Genomic DNA, 16217 nt, shown 5'->3' with positions numbered 1-16217 from the left:
GCAATACCCATACATCACGCCCGGATCAGGCAGCGGTCCGGAGGGGGTTCCGAGTCCTCGCTCCGAGGGCTCCTGGGGAGTGGAACGAGGGTGCGCATGACCAGCGACAGCGCCGGGACCGTCGAGGCGGTTCCGGGCGATCAGGAGTTGCGCCGTCTGCTCGCGGGCCTGACGGCCGTGCGGGACGGCGACTTCGGTACTCGTCTGCCGGACGAGGCCGATGGCCTGATGGGCGACATCGCCAAGGTCTTCAACGGCATGGTGGACCAGTTGTCCGTGTTCACCTCCGAGGTCACCCGGGTCTCCCGCGAGGTCGGCACGGAGGGGACCCTCGGCGGGCAGGCGAGGGTGCCGGGCGTCTCGGGCACCTGGGCCGACCTGACGGACTCGGTCAACGCCATGGCGGGGAACCTGACCACCCAGGTCCGTGACATCGCCCAGGTCGCCACGGCGGTGGCCAAGGGCGACCTGTCGCAGAAGATCGACGTGGACGCCCGCGGCGAGATCCTCGAACTCAAGAACACCATCAACACGATGGTCGACCAGCTCTCCGCCTTCGCCGACGAGGTCACCCGCGTCGCCCGCGAGGTCGGCACCGACGGGCGGCTCGGCGGCCAGGCCGACGTCCAGGGCGTCAAGGGCACGTGGCGCGACCTCACCGACTCGGTGAACTTCATGGCGGGCAACCTGACCAACCAGGTCCGCAACGTCGCCCAGGTGGCGACCGCCGTGGCCAAGGGCGATCTCTCCCAGAAGATCACGGTGGACGCCCGCGGCGAGATCCTCGAACTGAAGAACACCATCAACACGATGGTCGACCAGCTCTCCGCCTTCGCCGACGAGGTCACCCGCGTCGCCCGCGAGGTCGGCACCGAGGGCAACCTGGGCGGCCGCGCCCAGGTACGCGGTGTGTCGGGCACCTGGAAGGACCTGACCGACAACGTCAACTCCATGGCCAACAACCTCACCGGCCAGGTCCGCTCCATCGCCCAGGTCGCCACCGCCGTGGCGCGCGGCGACCTGTCGCAGCGGATCACCGTGGAGGCCAAGGGCGAGGTCGCGGCGCTGGCCGACGTCATCAACACGATGGTCGACACGCTGTCGGCGTTCGCCGACGAGGTCACCCGCGTCGCCCGCGAGGTCGGCACCGAGGGCCGGCTCGGCGGCCAGGCGCACGTGCCGAACGTCGCCGGCACCTGGAAGGACCTCACCGACAACGTCAACTCCATGGCCAACAACCTCACCGGCCAGGTGCGCAACATCGCGCTGGTGACGACCGCGGTCGCCCGGGGAGACCTGTCGAAGAAGATCGACGTCGACGCGCGCGGCGAGATCCTGGAGCTCAAGACGACGATCAACACGATGGTCGACCAGCTCTCCGCCTTCGCCGACGAGGTCACCCGCGTCGCCCGCGAGGTCGGCACCGAGGGCCGGCTCGGCGGCCAGGCCGAGGTGGAGGGCGTCTCCGGTACCTGGAAGCGCCTCACCGAGAACGTCAACGAGCTGGCGGGCAACCTCACCCGCCAGGTCCGCGCGATCGCCGGGGTCACCTCCGCCGTCGCCGAGGGCGACCTGACCCGCTCCATCAACGTGGAGGCGTCGGGCGAGGTCGCCGAACTCAAGGACAACATCAACTCCATGGTGGAGTCCCTGCGCGAGACCACCCGGGCCAACCAGGAGCAGGACTGGCTCAAGACCAACCTGGCCCGGATCTCCGGTCTGATGCAGGGGCACCGGGACCTGCCCGTGGTCGCCGAGCTGATCATGGACGAGCTGGTGCCGCTGGTGTCGGCCCAGTACGGCGCGTTCTATCTGGCCGAGGACGGCGACGACGGGCCCGAGCTGCGGCTCGTCGGCTCCTACGGCTATCCCGAGGACGCGCGCAGGCCCACCCGCATCGCCTTCGGCCGCACCCTGGTCGGCCAGGCCGCGCGCAGCCGGCGCACCATCGTGGTGGACGAGCTGCCGGCCGGCTACGTGACGATCTCCTCCGGGCTCGGCGAGGTGGTGCCGACCGCCCTGGTGCTGGTGCCCATCGTGGTCGAGGGGCAGGTCCTCGGCGTCATCGAGCTGGCGTCGGTCGCCGCGTTCACGCAGATCAACCGGGACTTCCTGGAACTGCTGATGGAGACCATCGGCGTCAACGTCAACACGATCGTGGCCAACGCCCGTACCGACGAGCTCCTCTCCGAGTCGCAGCGCCTGACCGCCGAGCTGCAGGCCCGTTCCGCCGAGCTCCAGGTCCAGCAGGAGGAGCTGCAGCGCTCCAACGCCGAGCTGGAGGAGAAGGCGTCCCTGCTGGCGACGCAGAACCGGGACATCGAGGCGAAGAACCTGCAGATCGAGCAGGCCCGGCAGGAGCTGGAGGCCCGTGCCCAGCAGCTGTCGCTGGCCTCGAAGTACAAGTCGGAGTTCCTGGCCAACATGAGCCACGAGCTGCGCACGCCGCTCAACAGCCTGCTCATCCTCGCCCAGCTGCTCGCCCAGAACCCGTCGCGCAACCTCACCCCCAAGCAGGTCGAGTACGCGGGCATCATCCACTCCGCGGGCTCGGACCTGCTCCAGCTGATCAACGACATCCTGGACCTGTCGAAGGTCGAGGCGGGGAAGATGGACGTCGCACCCGAGCGGGTGTCGCTGCGGCAGCTCATCGAGTACGTCGAGGCCACCTTCCGGCCCATGACGACGCAGAGGGGCCTGGAGTTCACGGTGTCGACGGCCGCCGGAGCACCGGCGGACCTGCTGACCGACGAGTCCCGGCTGCGTCAGGTGCTGCGCAACCTGCTGTCCAACGCGGTGAAGTTCACCGAGCGGGGCGGGGTGGCGCTGGCCGTCGAACCGGCGTCGGACGGCGAGGTGCCCGCCGGCGTGCTCCGGGGCGGTGCCGTGGTGGCCTTCCGGGTGAAGGACACCGGTATCGGCATCCCCGAGCAGAACCTGGAGTCGATCTTCGGCGCGTTCCAGCAGGCGGACGGCACGACCAGCCGCAAGTACGGCGGCACCGGACTCGGCCTGTCCATCACCCGGGAGATCGCCCAGCTGCTCGGCGGCGCCGTCACGGTGGACAGCACGCCCGACCGGGGCAGCACGTTCACGCTGTTCCTGCCCGTGGCCCGGCCCGACTTCGAGGAGCTGCTGGACCGGGGCGCGGAGCACGCCCCGGCCGAGTCGCCCGCCGACGTGCTCTCCCGCCCGGCGACGGTGCCCGAGCTCACGGGCGGCCACCGGCAGCGCCCGCGGCGGCTGCTCGTCGTGGAGGAGCGTCCGCGCGGTCTGCTGACCCTCGTCGCGGAGAGCGTGATCGCCGACCTGACGCACGGCCGGGACGACGCGGGCGACCGGCCCCCGCTCGACGTCATCACGGCCGTGGGGGCGCAGGAGGCGGCCGGAGCGCTCGCGGCCGAGCCGTGCCACTGCGTCGTCCTGGAGCTGGGCATGCCGGACTCGGAGGCGTCCCGCTTCCTGGAGGCGCTGCGCGGCGACTCCGCGCTGGCGAGCGTGCCGGTGCTCGTGCACAGCGGCCATCGCGCGGACGCTGCACTGGAGGAGAGCCTGCGTTCCGGGGCGGAGGGCGGGGCGCTGGAGTTCCTGTCCAGCCTCGACGAGCTGCGCGAGCGCATCGCGCTGCACCTGGCCGCCGAGGAGCCCGGCGACGTCCTCTCCCTGGTCCGGCCCGAGGAGCCGCAGAACCTGGCCCCGGACCCCCTGGACGACCCGTCGGCCGGGCGCACCGTCCTCGTCGTCGACGACGACGCGCGCAACCTCTTCGCGCTCAGCGGGATCCTGGAGCTCCACGGTTTCCGGGTCCTGCACGCGGAGAACGGGCGCCGGGGCATCGAGACGCTCGTGGACCACCCGGACGTCGCGCTGATCCTGATGGACGTGATGATGCCGGAGATGGACGGCTACACGGCGACGGCCGAGATCCGCCGGATCCCCCGGTACGCCGAGCTGCCGATCATCGCGGTCACCGCGAAGGCGATGCCCGGCGACCGGGAGAAGAGCCTCGCCTCGGGCGCCAGCGACTACGTCACCAAGCCCGTCGACACCCAGGACCTCATCGCCTGCGTCCGACGGTGGCTGCCCGCATGAGCGTGCCGGCCCCCGTCCCGTACACCGGTGGGCCGGGCGGTGCGCGGCACGTCCCGTCGCGCTCCGTGACGGTCTCCAGCCGAGGAGCGTCCTCATCGTGAACATGTCCGAGCAGCCACGCGGACCGGCCGGCGACGCGCCGCGGGACGCGTCCGCCGCGCCGCCCCCGGCGTCCGGGCCGCCGCAGTCCTGCGCGGTCGACGGGCCGGCCGCCGGCTTGCGCGCGATGGCCCCGCTGTCGCCCGTGGGGAGGCTGGCGGCCACGGTGGACCGGCTCAGCCGCGAGGTGCGGGCCGCCCAGGCCGAGGCCGAGGGCCGGGCGCTGATCGAGCTCGCCAAGGGCATCCTGGTCGCCCGGCTCGGGTGTGGTCCGGCGCAGGCCGCACGGCAGCTCGCCGAGCTGGCCGAGCAGTCCCAGGTGACTCCCCTGGAGTTCGCGGTCGACGTCATCAACCAGGCCGCCCGGGACCGGATGTCGGAGGTGACGGACGCGTTCCTGACGGCCACCGCCGCCGTGCGGGCCGCGGACGCCGAGGACGGCGGGGAGGCCGGGGAGGCGGTGGCCGAGTCGGCCGCCGTGCGCCTGCGCGCGGCCGAGAGCGGCGCGCTGGCCGCGGACGACACCCAGGCCGTGGCCGACGCCCTGCTGGAGCAGGCGCTGCGCCCGCTCGGCGCGGTCGCCGTGGCCATCTGGGCGGCCGGGTACGACGGGTCGCTCACGTTGGCCGGCAGTGCGGGGTTCTCGCCGGCCGAGGCCACCCGCTGGCGTTACGTGCCGCCGGACGTGGCGACGGTGGCCCGGTGCGGGCTGACCGAGCGCGAGGGCCAGTGGATCACCTCGCTGGCCGGGACCGGGCTGCCCAGCGTGGGCCGGCACCAGTACCCGGACGGCGGCAGGGTCGCCGTGCCCGCCGGCACCGGGGGGCGCATCCACGGCGTACTGGAGATCGCCTGGCCGGTGCCGCTCGCTCCGCAGCCGCCCCAGGTGGTCCGCCAGGTGGAGGCCCTGGCGGAGCTGTGCGCGCACACGCTGGAGTCGTACACGCCGCCGCACGGCGCCGGGCAGGAGCCGCGGGTCATGCCGGACGCGGTGGAGCTGATGGACCTGGCGGACGGGCTGTACGACCCCGCCCTGGTCCTGGTGCCGCACCTGGACGCCGCGGGGAACCTGGCGGACTTCCGCATCCAGCACGTGAACAAGAGCTTCCTGGATCCCGCGGGGCGGCCGCGTGCCGTCGTGCGCGGCGCGCTGCTGCTGGAGGCCTACCCGATGGCCGCCGGGGACAGCGAGCTGTTCCGATACGTGGAGCGGGTGTACGCCACGGGCGAGGCGTTCCGGGCCCGGCGGATGAACCTGACCGCACTGGTGGACCAGGTGCCGCTGTCGGCACTCGCGGACATCAGCGTCAGTCGGCACGGCAACGCCGTCCTGCTCATCTGGCGCATCGAGGACGAGACGGCGCGGCTGGCCAGCCTCCTGCAGCACGCCCAGCGCCTCGGCCGCATCGGCGGCTTCGAGGAGAACCTGCTGACCGGCGAGATCACCTGGAACGGACAGCTGTTCGACCTGTACGGGCGTCCGCAGACGAGTACGCCGGTGCCGCTGGAGGAGCTGACCGCCCACGCCCACCCGGACGACGCCGTCACCATCGGCCGGTTCCTGCGCACGCTCCTGCACCACCGGCGGCCGGCGTCGGCGGCGTTCCGGCTGCAGCGGCCCGACGGGGTGACCCGGCACGTCCGGGCGGTGGCCGAACCGGTCCTGGACACCGACGACCGCCTTCTCATCGTACGGGGGGCGTACCAGGACATCTCGGCGCAGCACTGGACCGAGGTGGCGCTCGCCGCGACGCGCGACCAGCTGGCGCACAGTGAGCAGCAGGCCATCGAACGCAACCGGCTGACCCTGCAGTTGCAGCACGCCATCATGCCGCCGGCCCAGACCCCGCTCAAGGTGCCGGACCTCCAGGTGGCCGTCCGGTACCGGCCCGCGGAGACGGAGCATCTGGTGGGTGGCGACTGGTACGACGCCGCGATGCTGCCGAGCGGACGGGTGCTGCTGTGCGTGGGGGACGTGGCAGGGCACGGTATAGAGGCCGCGACCAGCATGGTGGTCCTGCGCAACGCGCTGCGCGGCCTGGCGGTGACCGGCGCCGGGCCGGGCCAGCTGCTGTCGTGGCTCAACATCGTGGCGCACCATCTGACGAGCGGGGTCACCGCCACGGCGGTGTGCGGTCTGTACGACCCGGCCCGGCGCACGCTGCGCTGGGCCAGGGCGGGCCATCTGCCGCCGGTGCTGGTCCGGGGCACGGAGGCCAAGCCGCTGCCGCTGCTCAGGGGCATGCTGCTGGGAGCGGCGGCCGAGGCGGCGTACGAGGAGGACGAGGTGCAACTGGCCGGCGAGGACACGCTGCTGATGTACACCGACGGTCTGATCGAACGCCGCGACCGCTCGGTGGAGGAATCGCTGGCACAGCTGCTGAGCACCGTCCACCCGACGCCGAACACCCTCGACCAGCACCTGGACCGGCTGCTCACCTACAGCAGGTCGGACACGGACGACGACACGTGCCTGGTGGGCATCCGGGTCGGGTGACGCAGGACACGGAATTCCGCTCCCGACCGGACAGGTGTGACGAACGGATTCGGGGGTAGTCGCCGGGCGCGGTGGGACACGATGACGCCCCACCGCCCGGCCGTATTGTTGGAGGTACACGTGCCCATAGCCCAGAATCCGCTGTCCGTCGAGGTGACGCTGCCGCGGGAGGAGGTGGCTCTGCTCACGGTGGAGGGCTACCTGGACGTCGACACCGCGACCGAGTTCCAGCACCACCTGGCCAACCAACTGCACCACGGCCGACGGCACTTCCTGCTGGACCTCTCCGAGGTGCCGTTCATGGACTCGTCCGGCATGAACATCATCCTCCGGGTCTATCAGGAGGCACGCGAGCTGCCGGGCAGTGTGCACATCATCTCGCCCACCCCGGCGGTGCGGCGCGTTCTGGACCTGACGGGGGTGAGCCTCACGGTGCCGGTCTCCGAGAGCATCGACGAGGCGCTCTCCCGCGTCGACGCCCAGCCGGAGGGTCCGCGGATACCCGAGGCCTGAGTTTCCCCCCTCCTACCCGACGCTCATCCGAAACGTTCGCGCGGGAGCAGGTGTCGTACGAGGTCGGCGGGTGGTTACAGTTGTCGCCCGGCAGAGTCACGTCGCCGTCACGTCGCCTCCCGGGGCTGTGCGGCGCAACGCGGATGAGGAGTGGAACAGGTGCCGGAACAGGCGGAGGGAACAGCGGGATCGCCGACGGACGAGGTCAGGGACTTTCTGCGGCGTCGCCGTGAGCAGATCGCCCAGCGATGGGCGGACGAGCCGTTGTTCCGGGCCGTGTTCACCGTCTCGCGCGACGAGGCGGTCGAGGCGGGCAAGGCCGTGGTGGACGCACTGGCCCAAGTAGCGGACGCGGCACGGATGGAGGACCCGGACGCCGCCGGATTCACGACGGTGCGCGAGCAGTTGGCGCGGATGGGCGCGGCCCGCTCGCGGGCCGGCCTGAGCGCCGCCCAGGTGTCGAGCGAACTGGCCGCCCTGCGCCCGCCGGTCGAGAACCTGCTCGTGGCCGACCTCCCGGACGCCTCCGCCGAGCACGCCCGGGACTGCGTCACCACGCTGAGCGTGCTGATGGGCACCCTGCGGGTCGTGGTCATGCAGACGGCGCTCAGCGAGGGGCAGGCGCTCATCGACCGCCAGCGGTTGCAGTTGCTGGAGGTGGCCACTCCCGTCATCAAGCTGTGGGACGGCATCGTGGCCGTTCCACTGATCGGGACACTCGACAGCGCCCGCAGCCAGGTCGTCATGGAGACCCTGCTGGAGTCCATCGTGGAGCAGCAGGCGCGCTACGCGATCCTGGACATCACCGGGGTGCCGACCGTCGACTCGCTGGTGGCCCAGCACCTGATGAAGACGGTGGCGGCGGCCCGGCTGATGGGCGCCGAGTGCATCGTCTCCGGCATCCGGCCCGCGATCGCGCAGACCATGGTCCACCTCGGCCTGGACCTGGGCACCGTGGTCACCCGGGCGAGCCTCGCCGACGCGCTGGGCTACGTGCTGCACCAGCTCGGGGTCGGCATCGTGAACCCCGTCGCGAACGGTCCGGTCACGCGGTGAGCGAGGCATTCCCGGGGCCCCACGCGGGTCCCGTGACGGGTCATGTTCCGGTCCTCCGGCTCGGCGAGGTGCTGCTGGTCACCCTTCAGGGGGACCTGCACGACAGCACGGCGCAGCAGCTCCAGCAGGACCTCGCCGAGACCATCTCCCGCAGCGGGGCCACCGGTGTGATCATCGACATCTCGGGTGTGGAGATCGTCGACTCCTTCCTCGGCCGGGTCCTGGCGGAGATCGCCGGGCAGACGGAGTTGCTGGCCGCGCGCACCGTGCTGGTCGGCATGCGGCCGGCGGTCGCGATCACCCTGGTGGAGCTCGGCCTGACGCTGCCGGGGGTGCACACCGCGCTCAGTACCGAGGTGGCTCTCGACCTGCTGACGCGGCACGCCCCGTCGTCCCGCTACGGCGGCCTGCGCCAGGAGAGTCCGTGATGCACACTGCCGCGGGCGCACAGGCCCGCCTGCCGATCCGTTCGGACATGGATCTGGTGTGGGTACGTCAGCACGTGCGGCAGGCGGCCGCCCAGCTGGGCTTCGGTCTGGTGGACCAGACGAAGCTGGTCACGGCGGCCAGCGAACTGGCCCGCAACACGCTCGTGTACGGCGGCGGTGGAACGATGGAGACGGAGCCTGTCGCCGAGGGGGGGACCCAGGGACTGCGGCTGACCTTCAGCGACGAGGGACCGGGCATCGCGGACCTGGAGCAGGCGCTCAGCGACGGCTTCACCTCGGGGGGCGGGCTGGGCATGGGGCTGGGCGGTGCGCGGCGCCTGGTGCACGACTTCGCGATCGAGAGCGACCCGGGTGCGGGCACCACCGTGCGGGTGACCTCCTGGGTGGGCCGGGCACCCCGCCCGCGTGAGGAGTCCTGATGCCGCGCGTGTGGGACGTCCCGGTGCACGACTCGACCCGGGTGCGCGACGCCCGGGTGGCCGCGGAGCACGCGGCGGCGCTGGCCGGGCTGGACGAGCAGCGCACCGCCACCGCGTCGCTGGTGGCGACCGAGCTGGCCACGAACCTGCTCAAGCACGCCGGGGGCGGCCAGGTCCTCATCGACGTCGTCGCTCCCGCCGTCCTCCAGGCCGACCGGGACGGTGAGACCCGGCTCGTGCAGGTCGCCACGGTCGACCACGGCCCCGGGATCGCCGACGTGTCCGCCGCCCTGCGCGACGGCTTCACCACCACGCACTCCCTCGGCGCCGGTCTCGGCACCTGCGCGCGTCTCGCCGACACCTTCGACCTGCACAGCGTCCCGGGCCGGGGCACGGTGGTGGTCGCCCGGATCGGCGCCGTACCCGACGGCCGTGCCACGGAGCCCGGCCCGGCGGCCGGGGTACGGGCCGGTGCGGTGAACGTCCCCTTCGGCGGGGCCGACTACTCGGGCGACGCCTGGGCGTGGGTCCGGGCCGGGGACCGGGTCACGCTGATGCTGGCCGACGGGCTCGGCCACGGCCCGGAGGCGGCCCGCGCCTCGACCGCCGCCGTCGAGGCTCTGCGCGGTTCGGCCCACCTCGCGCCCGCCGAGGCGCTGCGGCGGCTCGACACGGCGCTGGGCGGGACCCGCGGCGCGGCCGTCGCGGTGGCCCAGGTCGACACGCGTGCCGCGGTGCTCAGGTTCGCCGGTGTCGGCAACATCGGGGCACGGCTGTGCGCGGGCGGCACCTGGCGGCACCTGGTGTCCCGGCCCGGCATCGTCGGCACCCACCGGCCCACGACCCTGCGCGAGGAGGAGGCGGCCTGGGCGGACGACCGGGTGCTGGTCCTGCACAGCGACGGTCTGCCGAGCCGCTGGACCCCGACGCCCGACACCTGCCGCACGGCGGCCGACCCGGCGGTGACGGCCGCCGTGACGGTCCGTGACGCCAGCAGTTCCGCCCGCCCCGTGCGGGACGACACCGCCGTGGCCGTACTGGCCTCGACCCCGCCGGATGCCCGATGACCCGTACCCCACACACCACCGCCACGGCCCACCCGCGAACCACCACCGCACCCCCGCCCCCCGGCACGCCGCCCCTTGAACACCGGCACCCCGCGGCCCCACCCCACAACAACCCCGCCCACCCCACACGGGACCACACCGCCGCCACCGGTCCGGCCCCGACCCCGCTGGACCACACTGACGCCGCCCCAGCACGCACCACCATCACCACACACCCGGCCCCCGGCACGCCTCCCCCAAAACACCGGCACCCCGCGGCCCCACCCCACAACAACCCCGCCCGCCCCACACGCGACAACACCGCCGCCACCGGTCCGGCCCCGACCCCGGTGGACCGCCCATGACCCGTATCTGGCACATCACCGACACCACCGACGCGGCCCAGGCGCGCATCATCACCGCGCGCCTGGCCGCGGCCTACGGGGTGCCGCCCCTGGAGCGGGCGCGGCTGGTGGCCTCGCTCGGGGCGCAGCTGCGGCTGTGTCTGACCAAGGGCGGTACCTGGCGGCTCACCCTGAAGGCCGGCACGGCTTCCCGCGCCACGCCGGAGGCCGGGGAGGGCGTACTGCACGCCGTGCTGACGCCGTCGCGCGACGCCGCGGCCGCCGGGGAGCCACCGTGGCGGGTCACGGTGCCCTGCCCCGAGGCCGTGCCGGCCGCCGATGTCGACGCGCCGGCGGCCGACCCGGCCACGCTGGCCGAGGCCCTGCTCGGGGCCGACGAGGACACGGCGCTGGTGCTGGACAGGCTCACCGAGCAGGAGGGCCTGGTCGACTTCCACCGGGAGGAGCTGCACCAGACGAACCAGGGCGTCGTGGCCCTGCACGCCGAGCTGGACGCCGCCGGCCGGGCCCAGCGGGAGGCGTTCGCCGCCGAGCGAAAGGCGCGTACGGAGGCGGAGAACGCCCGGCGCAGGCTGACGTTCCTGGCGGACGCGAGCGCGGTGCTGACGGCGTCGCTCGATCACCACGAGATCGTGCGCCGCCTGCCGGAGCTGCTGGTACCGGAGTACGCCACGAGTGTCGACGTCTGGCTGTTCGAGCAGGAGGGCGACCGGCCGGGGCCCGCCCATCCGGCCGCCGCCGTGGTCGCCGCCCGCACCGGGCGGCCCCAGTACGCCGCCGGGCACCCCGGCGGCCTGCCCGGCGTCGACGACCAGCCACCGTCTGCGCTGGAGCCCGAGCGGCCGCTGCTGTGCATTCCGCTGCCGACGCGGCAGGCGCCCCTCGGCGTGGTGACCCTGTCCCCGCCCGGGGAACGCTGGGACCCGGACGACGCCGTGATGGTGATCGAGCTGACCCGGCGGGCCAGTATCGCGATCGACCACGCCCAGCGCTACCAGCACAACCGCGACATCGCGGAGACGCTCCAGCGGGCCCTGCTGACCGAACTGCCCGCCCGGCCGGGACTCGGCCTGGCCGCGCGCTATCTGCCCGCCACCCACGGGCTGAACATCGGCGGCGACTGGTACGACGCCTTCCGCCAGCCCGACGGCGGCACGATCGCCGTGGTCGGCGACGTGACCGGGCACGGGCTGCGCGCGGCCGTGATGATGAGTCAGCTGCGCACCGCGCTGCGCGCCTACGCCGTCGACGGCGGCAGCCCCGGCCGGCTGCTCACCCGGCTGCACACGTTCCTCCACCACCTCCAGCCCGACCTCTTCGCCACCGCCGTCATCGCGCGCTTCCACCCCGACGACCCCACCATGACGTGGGCCGCCGCCGGCCATCCGCCGCCGGTGCTGCGTACCCCGGACGGGCGGGTCCAGACCCTCGATGCGAAACCCGGTGCCATGCTCGGCATCCCGCTGAAGCAGGAGATCGCCGACCACACGGTGCGGCTGGCGCCGGGCTCGACGCTCGCGCTGTACACGGACGGCCTGGTGGAGCGCCGCGCCCGGGGCATAGACCCGGGCATCGCGCGGCTGGCGGAGGTGCTCGGGTCGTTCGGCTCGGCGGAGCTGGAGGCGGACCTGGAGGGCTCGGCGGACGGGATCCTGCGTCCCCTGCTCAGCGACTCCGAGCGGGACGACGACGTGTGCCTGCTGCTGTGCCACCTGCGCGGGTCCGGCTGACCTGCGCCGACACCGTCCGCCCACCGGAAAGTCCCGGGCGGTTCGCTCCCGCCCGGTGCGCCGCGGGCCCGGGCGGGGCATGGTGGTGATCAGGCCGTGTCGCCTGCCTGCCGCGCCCGGCTGGCCGAACCGGTGTGGGCACGGTGGGATCGACGAGGTGCGAAGCAGCGATCCAGGGGCAGGCGAATGGCGTTCGCGGCAGACCGCCTGGAGCCGCAGAAAGGGATGAACACCGTGACACGACCCAGGATCCTGGTGGTCGGCGCAGGTTTCGCCGGCGTGGAGTGCGTCCGTCGTCTGGAGCGGAAGCTCTCCCCCAACGAGGCCGACGTCACCCTGGTGACGCCATTCTCCTATCAGCTCTATCTGCCGCTGCTGCCCCAGGTCGCCTCCGGGGTGCTGACGCCCCAGTCGATCGCGCTCTCCCTGCGCCGCAGCAGCAGGTACCGGACCCGGATCATCCCGGGCGGCGCCATCGGCGTGGACCTCAAGGCGAAGGTCTGCGTGGTGCGCACCATCACCGACAGAATCGTCAACGAGCCGTACGACTACATCGTGCTGGCCCCCGGAAGCATCACCCGCACCTTCGACATCCCGGGGCTCACCGACAACGCGTTCGGCATGAAGACGCTGGCGGAGGCCGCGTACATTCGCGACCACGTCATCTCCCAGCTGGACCTCGCCGACGCCAGCCAGGACCCGGTGGAGCGCGCCTCCCGGCTGCAGTTCGTGGTGGTCGGCGGCGGCTACGCGGGCACCGAGACCGCGGCCTGTCTGCAGCGGCTGACGCACGCGGCCGTCAAGCGCTACAACCGGCTCGACCCGAGTCTGATCAAGTGGCATCTGATCGACATCGCCCCGAAGCTGATGCCCGAACTGGGCGAGAAGCTCGGGCGCGACGCGCAGGAGGTCCTGACGCGGCGCGGCATCGAGATCTCCCTGGGCGTGTCCATCGAGAAGGCCGGCCCCGAGGAGGTCACCTTCACGGACGGCCGGGTGGTGCCCACCCGCACGCTGATCTGGACCGCTGGAGTGGTGGCGAGCCCGCTCATGGCCACGCTCGGCGCGGAGACGGTCAAGGGACGGCTCGCGGTCACCGCCGAGATGTGCCTGCCGAACCACGACGGGGTGTTCGCGCTCGGCGACTCCGCCGCCGTCCCCGACCTCGCCAAGGGCCAGGACGGCGCCGTCTGTCCGCCCACCGCCCAGCACGCCATGCGGCAGGGCCGGCACGTCGCCGAGAACCTCATCGCCACCCTGCGCAACCAGCCGATGCGGCCGTACGTCCACAAGGACCTGGGCCTCGTCGTCGACCTCGGCGGCACCGACGCGGTCTCCAAGCCGCTCGGCGTCGAACTCAAGGGCCTGCCCGCCCAGGCCGTGGCCCGCGGCTACCACTGGTCGGCGCTGCGCACGGGCGTGGCCAAGGCCCGGGTGGCGGCCAACTGGACGCTCAACGCCGTCGCGGGCGACGATTTCGTACGCACCGGATTCCAGGCCCGCAAGGCGGCAAAGCTGAAGGACTTCGAGTACACCGACGCCTATCTGACGCCGGAACAGGTCCGCAAGCAGGTCGAGGGAGCGGGCCGGGCACAGCTGTGACCCGGCGGCGGTGGTCCGTTCGCGGCATGACATGCTGAGAAGTGGATCTCGGCGTGAACCGGCCGGGAGTCGGGCGTGAATCGGGAGAGTGTACGGCGGCGTGAAGGCAGCGGGGCGCTCGGTGCGGACACGGCTGCGGGACCGCGTCGCCGCGTCCGACCCCGGGCTGCTGCGGTTGACGGCCGGGTTGCGGACGGTGGGCGCCATCGCCCTGGCGCTGGCGGTGCTCTCCGCGTTCGGTGCGGACGTCACCCATCTGGTGGCGGGCGCCATGGCGGCGATGGTCGCCACCTTCGCCATCCGGGAGAAGGACACCAAGGGCCAGGCCGTCACCGTGGCGCTGGGGCTGCCCGTCGCCCTGGCGTCGGTGTCGGTCAGCGCGCTGCTCACTTCGCGGGTCGTCATCGGTGACGCCTTCTTCGTCGTACTGATCTTCTGTGCCGTCTTCGTCCGCCGGTTCGGCGACCGCGGCACCGCGCTCGGGCTGATCGGCTTCCAGGTCTACTTCGTGTCCCTGTTCGTCGGCGCGAAGGTGTCGGTGCTGCCGGGGCTGTTGGGTGCCATCGCGGTGGCGTTCCTGTGCAGCGCGGTGGTGCGCTTCGCGGTGGTGCCGGAGACACCGGCGGGCGTGCTCCAGCGGCTGCGGCAGGCGTTCCGCGCCCGGCTGGCGCAGCTGATCGCCACCCAGAGCGAGCTGCTGGACGCCGGTCCGGACGGAATCGAGAAGACGCTGGAGCACCTGCGCGACGGCACCGCGCGCCTGCACGAGACGGCTCTGATGATCCAGTCCCGGCTGGAGGAGGGCACCCCCGACGCGTCCACGGCGCGTCTGGTGCAGCGGCGCATCGCGGACGCCGAGATCGCCGCCGAGCGCCTCGGCCTGCTGCTGCTGACCGCGCGCAGCGCCGAGCGGGCGGACACCCTGACCCTGCATCTGCCGGGCGCGCCCGCGCCCTCGGTGGGCCGCTCACCGGCGCCCGGCGAGGCCACGGAGATCCTGCGCCGCGATCTCGGGGCGCTGCGCACGCTGGTGCTGCGGCCGCCCGCCGAGGCGCGCGGTACCGCGCTGTCCCATCTGCGCAACCGGCTCCTCGGCTACCGCGACGAGGAGAACCTGCCCGAGGCGATCCCGGCGGTCCAGGACGTGTTCCGCGGCATCGGTGAGACCGCGCGTGCGGTCATGGGCCTGCGGATCGCCCTGGACGGGCCGCAGGACGAGTCGGACGACACGCCCGCGACGACCCGTTCCCGGGAGGAGCTGGACGCCGAGGACGCCGCCATCGACGCCGGTGAGGAGGGAGCGCCGAAGGAGGAGCCGACCGGGCTGCGGCGGCCCACCACGCGGGCCGCGGTGCAGGTGTCGGTGGGGTCGTCACTGGCCATCCTGGGCGGGGAGCTGCTGTCCGCCGAGCGCTGGTACTGGGCGGTGCTCGCGTGCTGGATCGTCTTCCTGAACACGGCGTCCACCGGCGAGATCCTCGTCAAGGGCTACCGCCGCGTGCTGGGCACGATGCTCGGGGTGGTGGCTGGCATCGTGCTGGCGGGCCTGGTGGGCGGCCACACCTGGATCGCGTTCGGGCTGGTGCTGCTGTTCATCTTCGCGATGTTCTACACCGCGCCGCTGTCCTACACGCTGATGTCGTTCTTCGTCACGGCGATGCTGGGGCTGCTGTACACCCTGTTGCACACCTACAGCCTGTCGGTGCTGCTGCTGCGTGTGGAGGAGACGGCGCTCGGCGCGGCCTGCGGGATCGTGGCGGCGGCGCTGGTGCTGCCGATACGCACGGACCGGCGTACGAACGAACTGCTCGGCACGGTGCTGGAGCGGCTCACCGATGTCACCGAGGGGGCCGTCGACCAGCTCAGTGGCGGGCCGGCGGCCGATCTGCTGGACACCGCGCGGGAACTGGACCAGGCGCTGGGCGATCTGCGGGCCGCCACGCAGCCCCTCACCCATCCGATCACGCCGCTGCGGGCCCGGCGCAACACCGCCCAGTACGTGGTCGCGCTGCTGGAGACCTGCGCCTATCACGCGCGGTCCCTGGCCGCGACGGCCGAGCTGCTGCCCGCCCACCCCTCGATCGCGGCCGACCCGCGGCTGCGCGGGGCGGTGCGGCGCACGGTGCGCAACATCGAGGCGATCGCCGCCCGCGTCGCCGACGAGGACGCGGAGACCGAGGTGGAGACCGGGCCGAGCATCGCCTCGCTGCTGACCCCGGACGCCGCCGGGGTGCCACGGTACGGCCGTATCACCGGCCGGGTACTGCGGCACCTGGAGCGCCTGGACGAGGCGGTCGTGGGTCTCGCCCGGCCGCTGGGCGTGCCCGTCGCGCCGCCGAAGCGGTGACG

At 73.0% G+C, this 16217-nt stretch carries 10 protein-coding genes; all 10 read left to right on the top strand.

What is annotated here, in order from left to right; genetic code table 11:
- Positions 1 to 96 precede the first annotated feature (96 nt).
- Positions 97 to 4092, top strand: a complete 3996-nt coding sequence (locus ACFCZF_RS03415) for a HAMP domain-containing protein (RefSeq protein ID WP_376670197.1) — start codon at positions 97 to 99, stop codon at positions 4090 to 4092.
- A gap of 103 nt (positions 4093 to 4195) precedes the next feature.
- Positions 4196 to 6688, top strand: a complete 2493-nt coding sequence (locus ACFCZF_RS03410; RefSeq protein WP_376670308.1) for a SpoIIE family protein phosphatase — start codon at positions 4196 to 4198, stop codon at positions 6686 to 6688.
- A gap of 120 nt (positions 6689 to 6808) precedes the next feature.
- Positions 6809 to 7201: an STAS domain-containing protein gene (locus ACFCZF_RS03405; protein ID WP_376670196.1), complete on the top strand. Its 393-nt coding sequence runs from the start codon at positions 6809 to 6811 to the stop codon at positions 7199 to 7201.
- Between the two features lie 159 nt (positions 7202 to 7360).
- Positions 7361 to 8257, top strand: a complete 897-nt coding sequence (locus ACFCZF_RS03400) for an STAS domain-containing protein (protein ID WP_376670195.1) — start codon at positions 7361 to 7363, stop codon at positions 8255 to 8257.
- On the top strand, positions 8254 to 8685 hold the full coding sequence (locus tag ACFCZF_RS03395) for an STAS domain-containing protein (protein ID WP_375917132.1): 432 nt from the start codon (positions 8254 to 8256) through the stop codon (positions 8683 to 8685). Before ACFCZF_RS03400 ends, ACFCZF_RS03395 begins: the two co-directional genes overlap by 4 nt.
- A complete protein-coding gene (locus ACFCZF_RS03390) occupies positions 8685 to 9125 on the top strand; it encodes an anti-sigma regulatory factor (protein WP_375917129.1) in 441 nt (146 codons plus the stop codon). The genes ACFCZF_RS03395 and ACFCZF_RS03390 overlap by 1 nt, the downstream gene beginning before the upstream one ends.
- On the top strand, positions 9125 to 10192 hold the full coding sequence (locus ACFCZF_RS03385; protein WP_376670194.1) for a SpoIIE family protein phosphatase: 1068 nt from the start codon (positions 9125 to 9127) through the stop codon (positions 10190 to 10192). The genes ACFCZF_RS03390 and ACFCZF_RS03385 overlap by 1 nt, the downstream gene beginning before the upstream one ends.
- A 340-nt stretch (positions 10193 to 10532) precedes the next feature.
- On the top strand, positions 10533 to 12266 hold the full coding sequence (locus ACFCZF_RS03380; RefSeq protein ID WP_376670193.1) for a PP2C family protein-serine/threonine phosphatase: 1734 nt from the start codon (positions 10533 to 10535) through the stop codon (positions 12264 to 12266).
- 225 nt (positions 12267 to 12491) lie between these two features.
- The gene (locus ACFCZF_RS03375; RefSeq protein ID WP_376670192.1) at positions 12492 to 13868 is read left to right on the top strand and encodes an NAD(P)/FAD-dependent oxidoreductase; all 1377 of its coding nucleotides are present in this window, start codon (positions 12492 to 12494) and stop codon (positions 13866 to 13868) included.
- Positions 13869 to 13968: 100 nt separating this feature from the next.
- A complete protein-coding gene (locus ACFCZF_RS03370; protein ID WP_376670191.1) occupies positions 13969 to 16215 on the top strand; it encodes an FUSC family protein in 2247 nt (748 codons plus the stop codon).
- Positions 16216 to 16217: the final 2 nt, after the last annotated feature.

Origin of the sequence: Streptomyces sp. NPDC056296, assembly GCF_042268605.1 — a bacterium.
Lineage (GTDB): Bacteria > Actinomycetota > Actinomycetes > Streptomycetales > Streptomycetaceae > Streptomyces.
This window is presented reverse-complemented; position numbering and strand designations above follow the sequence as displayed.

Excerpts from the sequence above, each read along its gene's own strand:
- ACFCZF_RS03410 (WP_376670308.1), top strand. The coding sequence starts at position 4,196 with ATGTCCGAGCAGCCACGCGGACCGGCCGGCGACGCGCCGCGGGACGCG.
- ACFCZF_RS03380 (WP_376670193.1), top strand. The coding sequence starts at position 10,533 with ATGACCCGTATCTGGCACATCACCGACACCACCGACGCGGCCCAGGCG.
- ACFCZF_RS03385 (WP_376670194.1), top strand. The coding sequence starts at position 9,125 with ATGCCGCGCGTGTGGGACGTCCCGGTGCACGACTCGACCCGGGTGCGC.
- ACFCZF_RS03390 (WP_375917129.1), top strand. The coding sequence starts at position 8,685 with ATGCACACTGCCGCGGGCGCACAGGCCCGCCTGCCGATCCGTTCGGAC.
- ACFCZF_RS03415 (WP_376670197.1), top strand. The coding sequence starts at position 97 with ATGACCAGCGACAGCGCCGGGACCGTCGAGGCGGTTCCGGGCGATCAG.
- ACFCZF_RS03375 (WP_376670192.1), top strand. The coding sequence starts at position 12,492 with ATGAACACCGTGACACGACCCAGGATCCTGGTGGTCGGCGCAGGTTTC.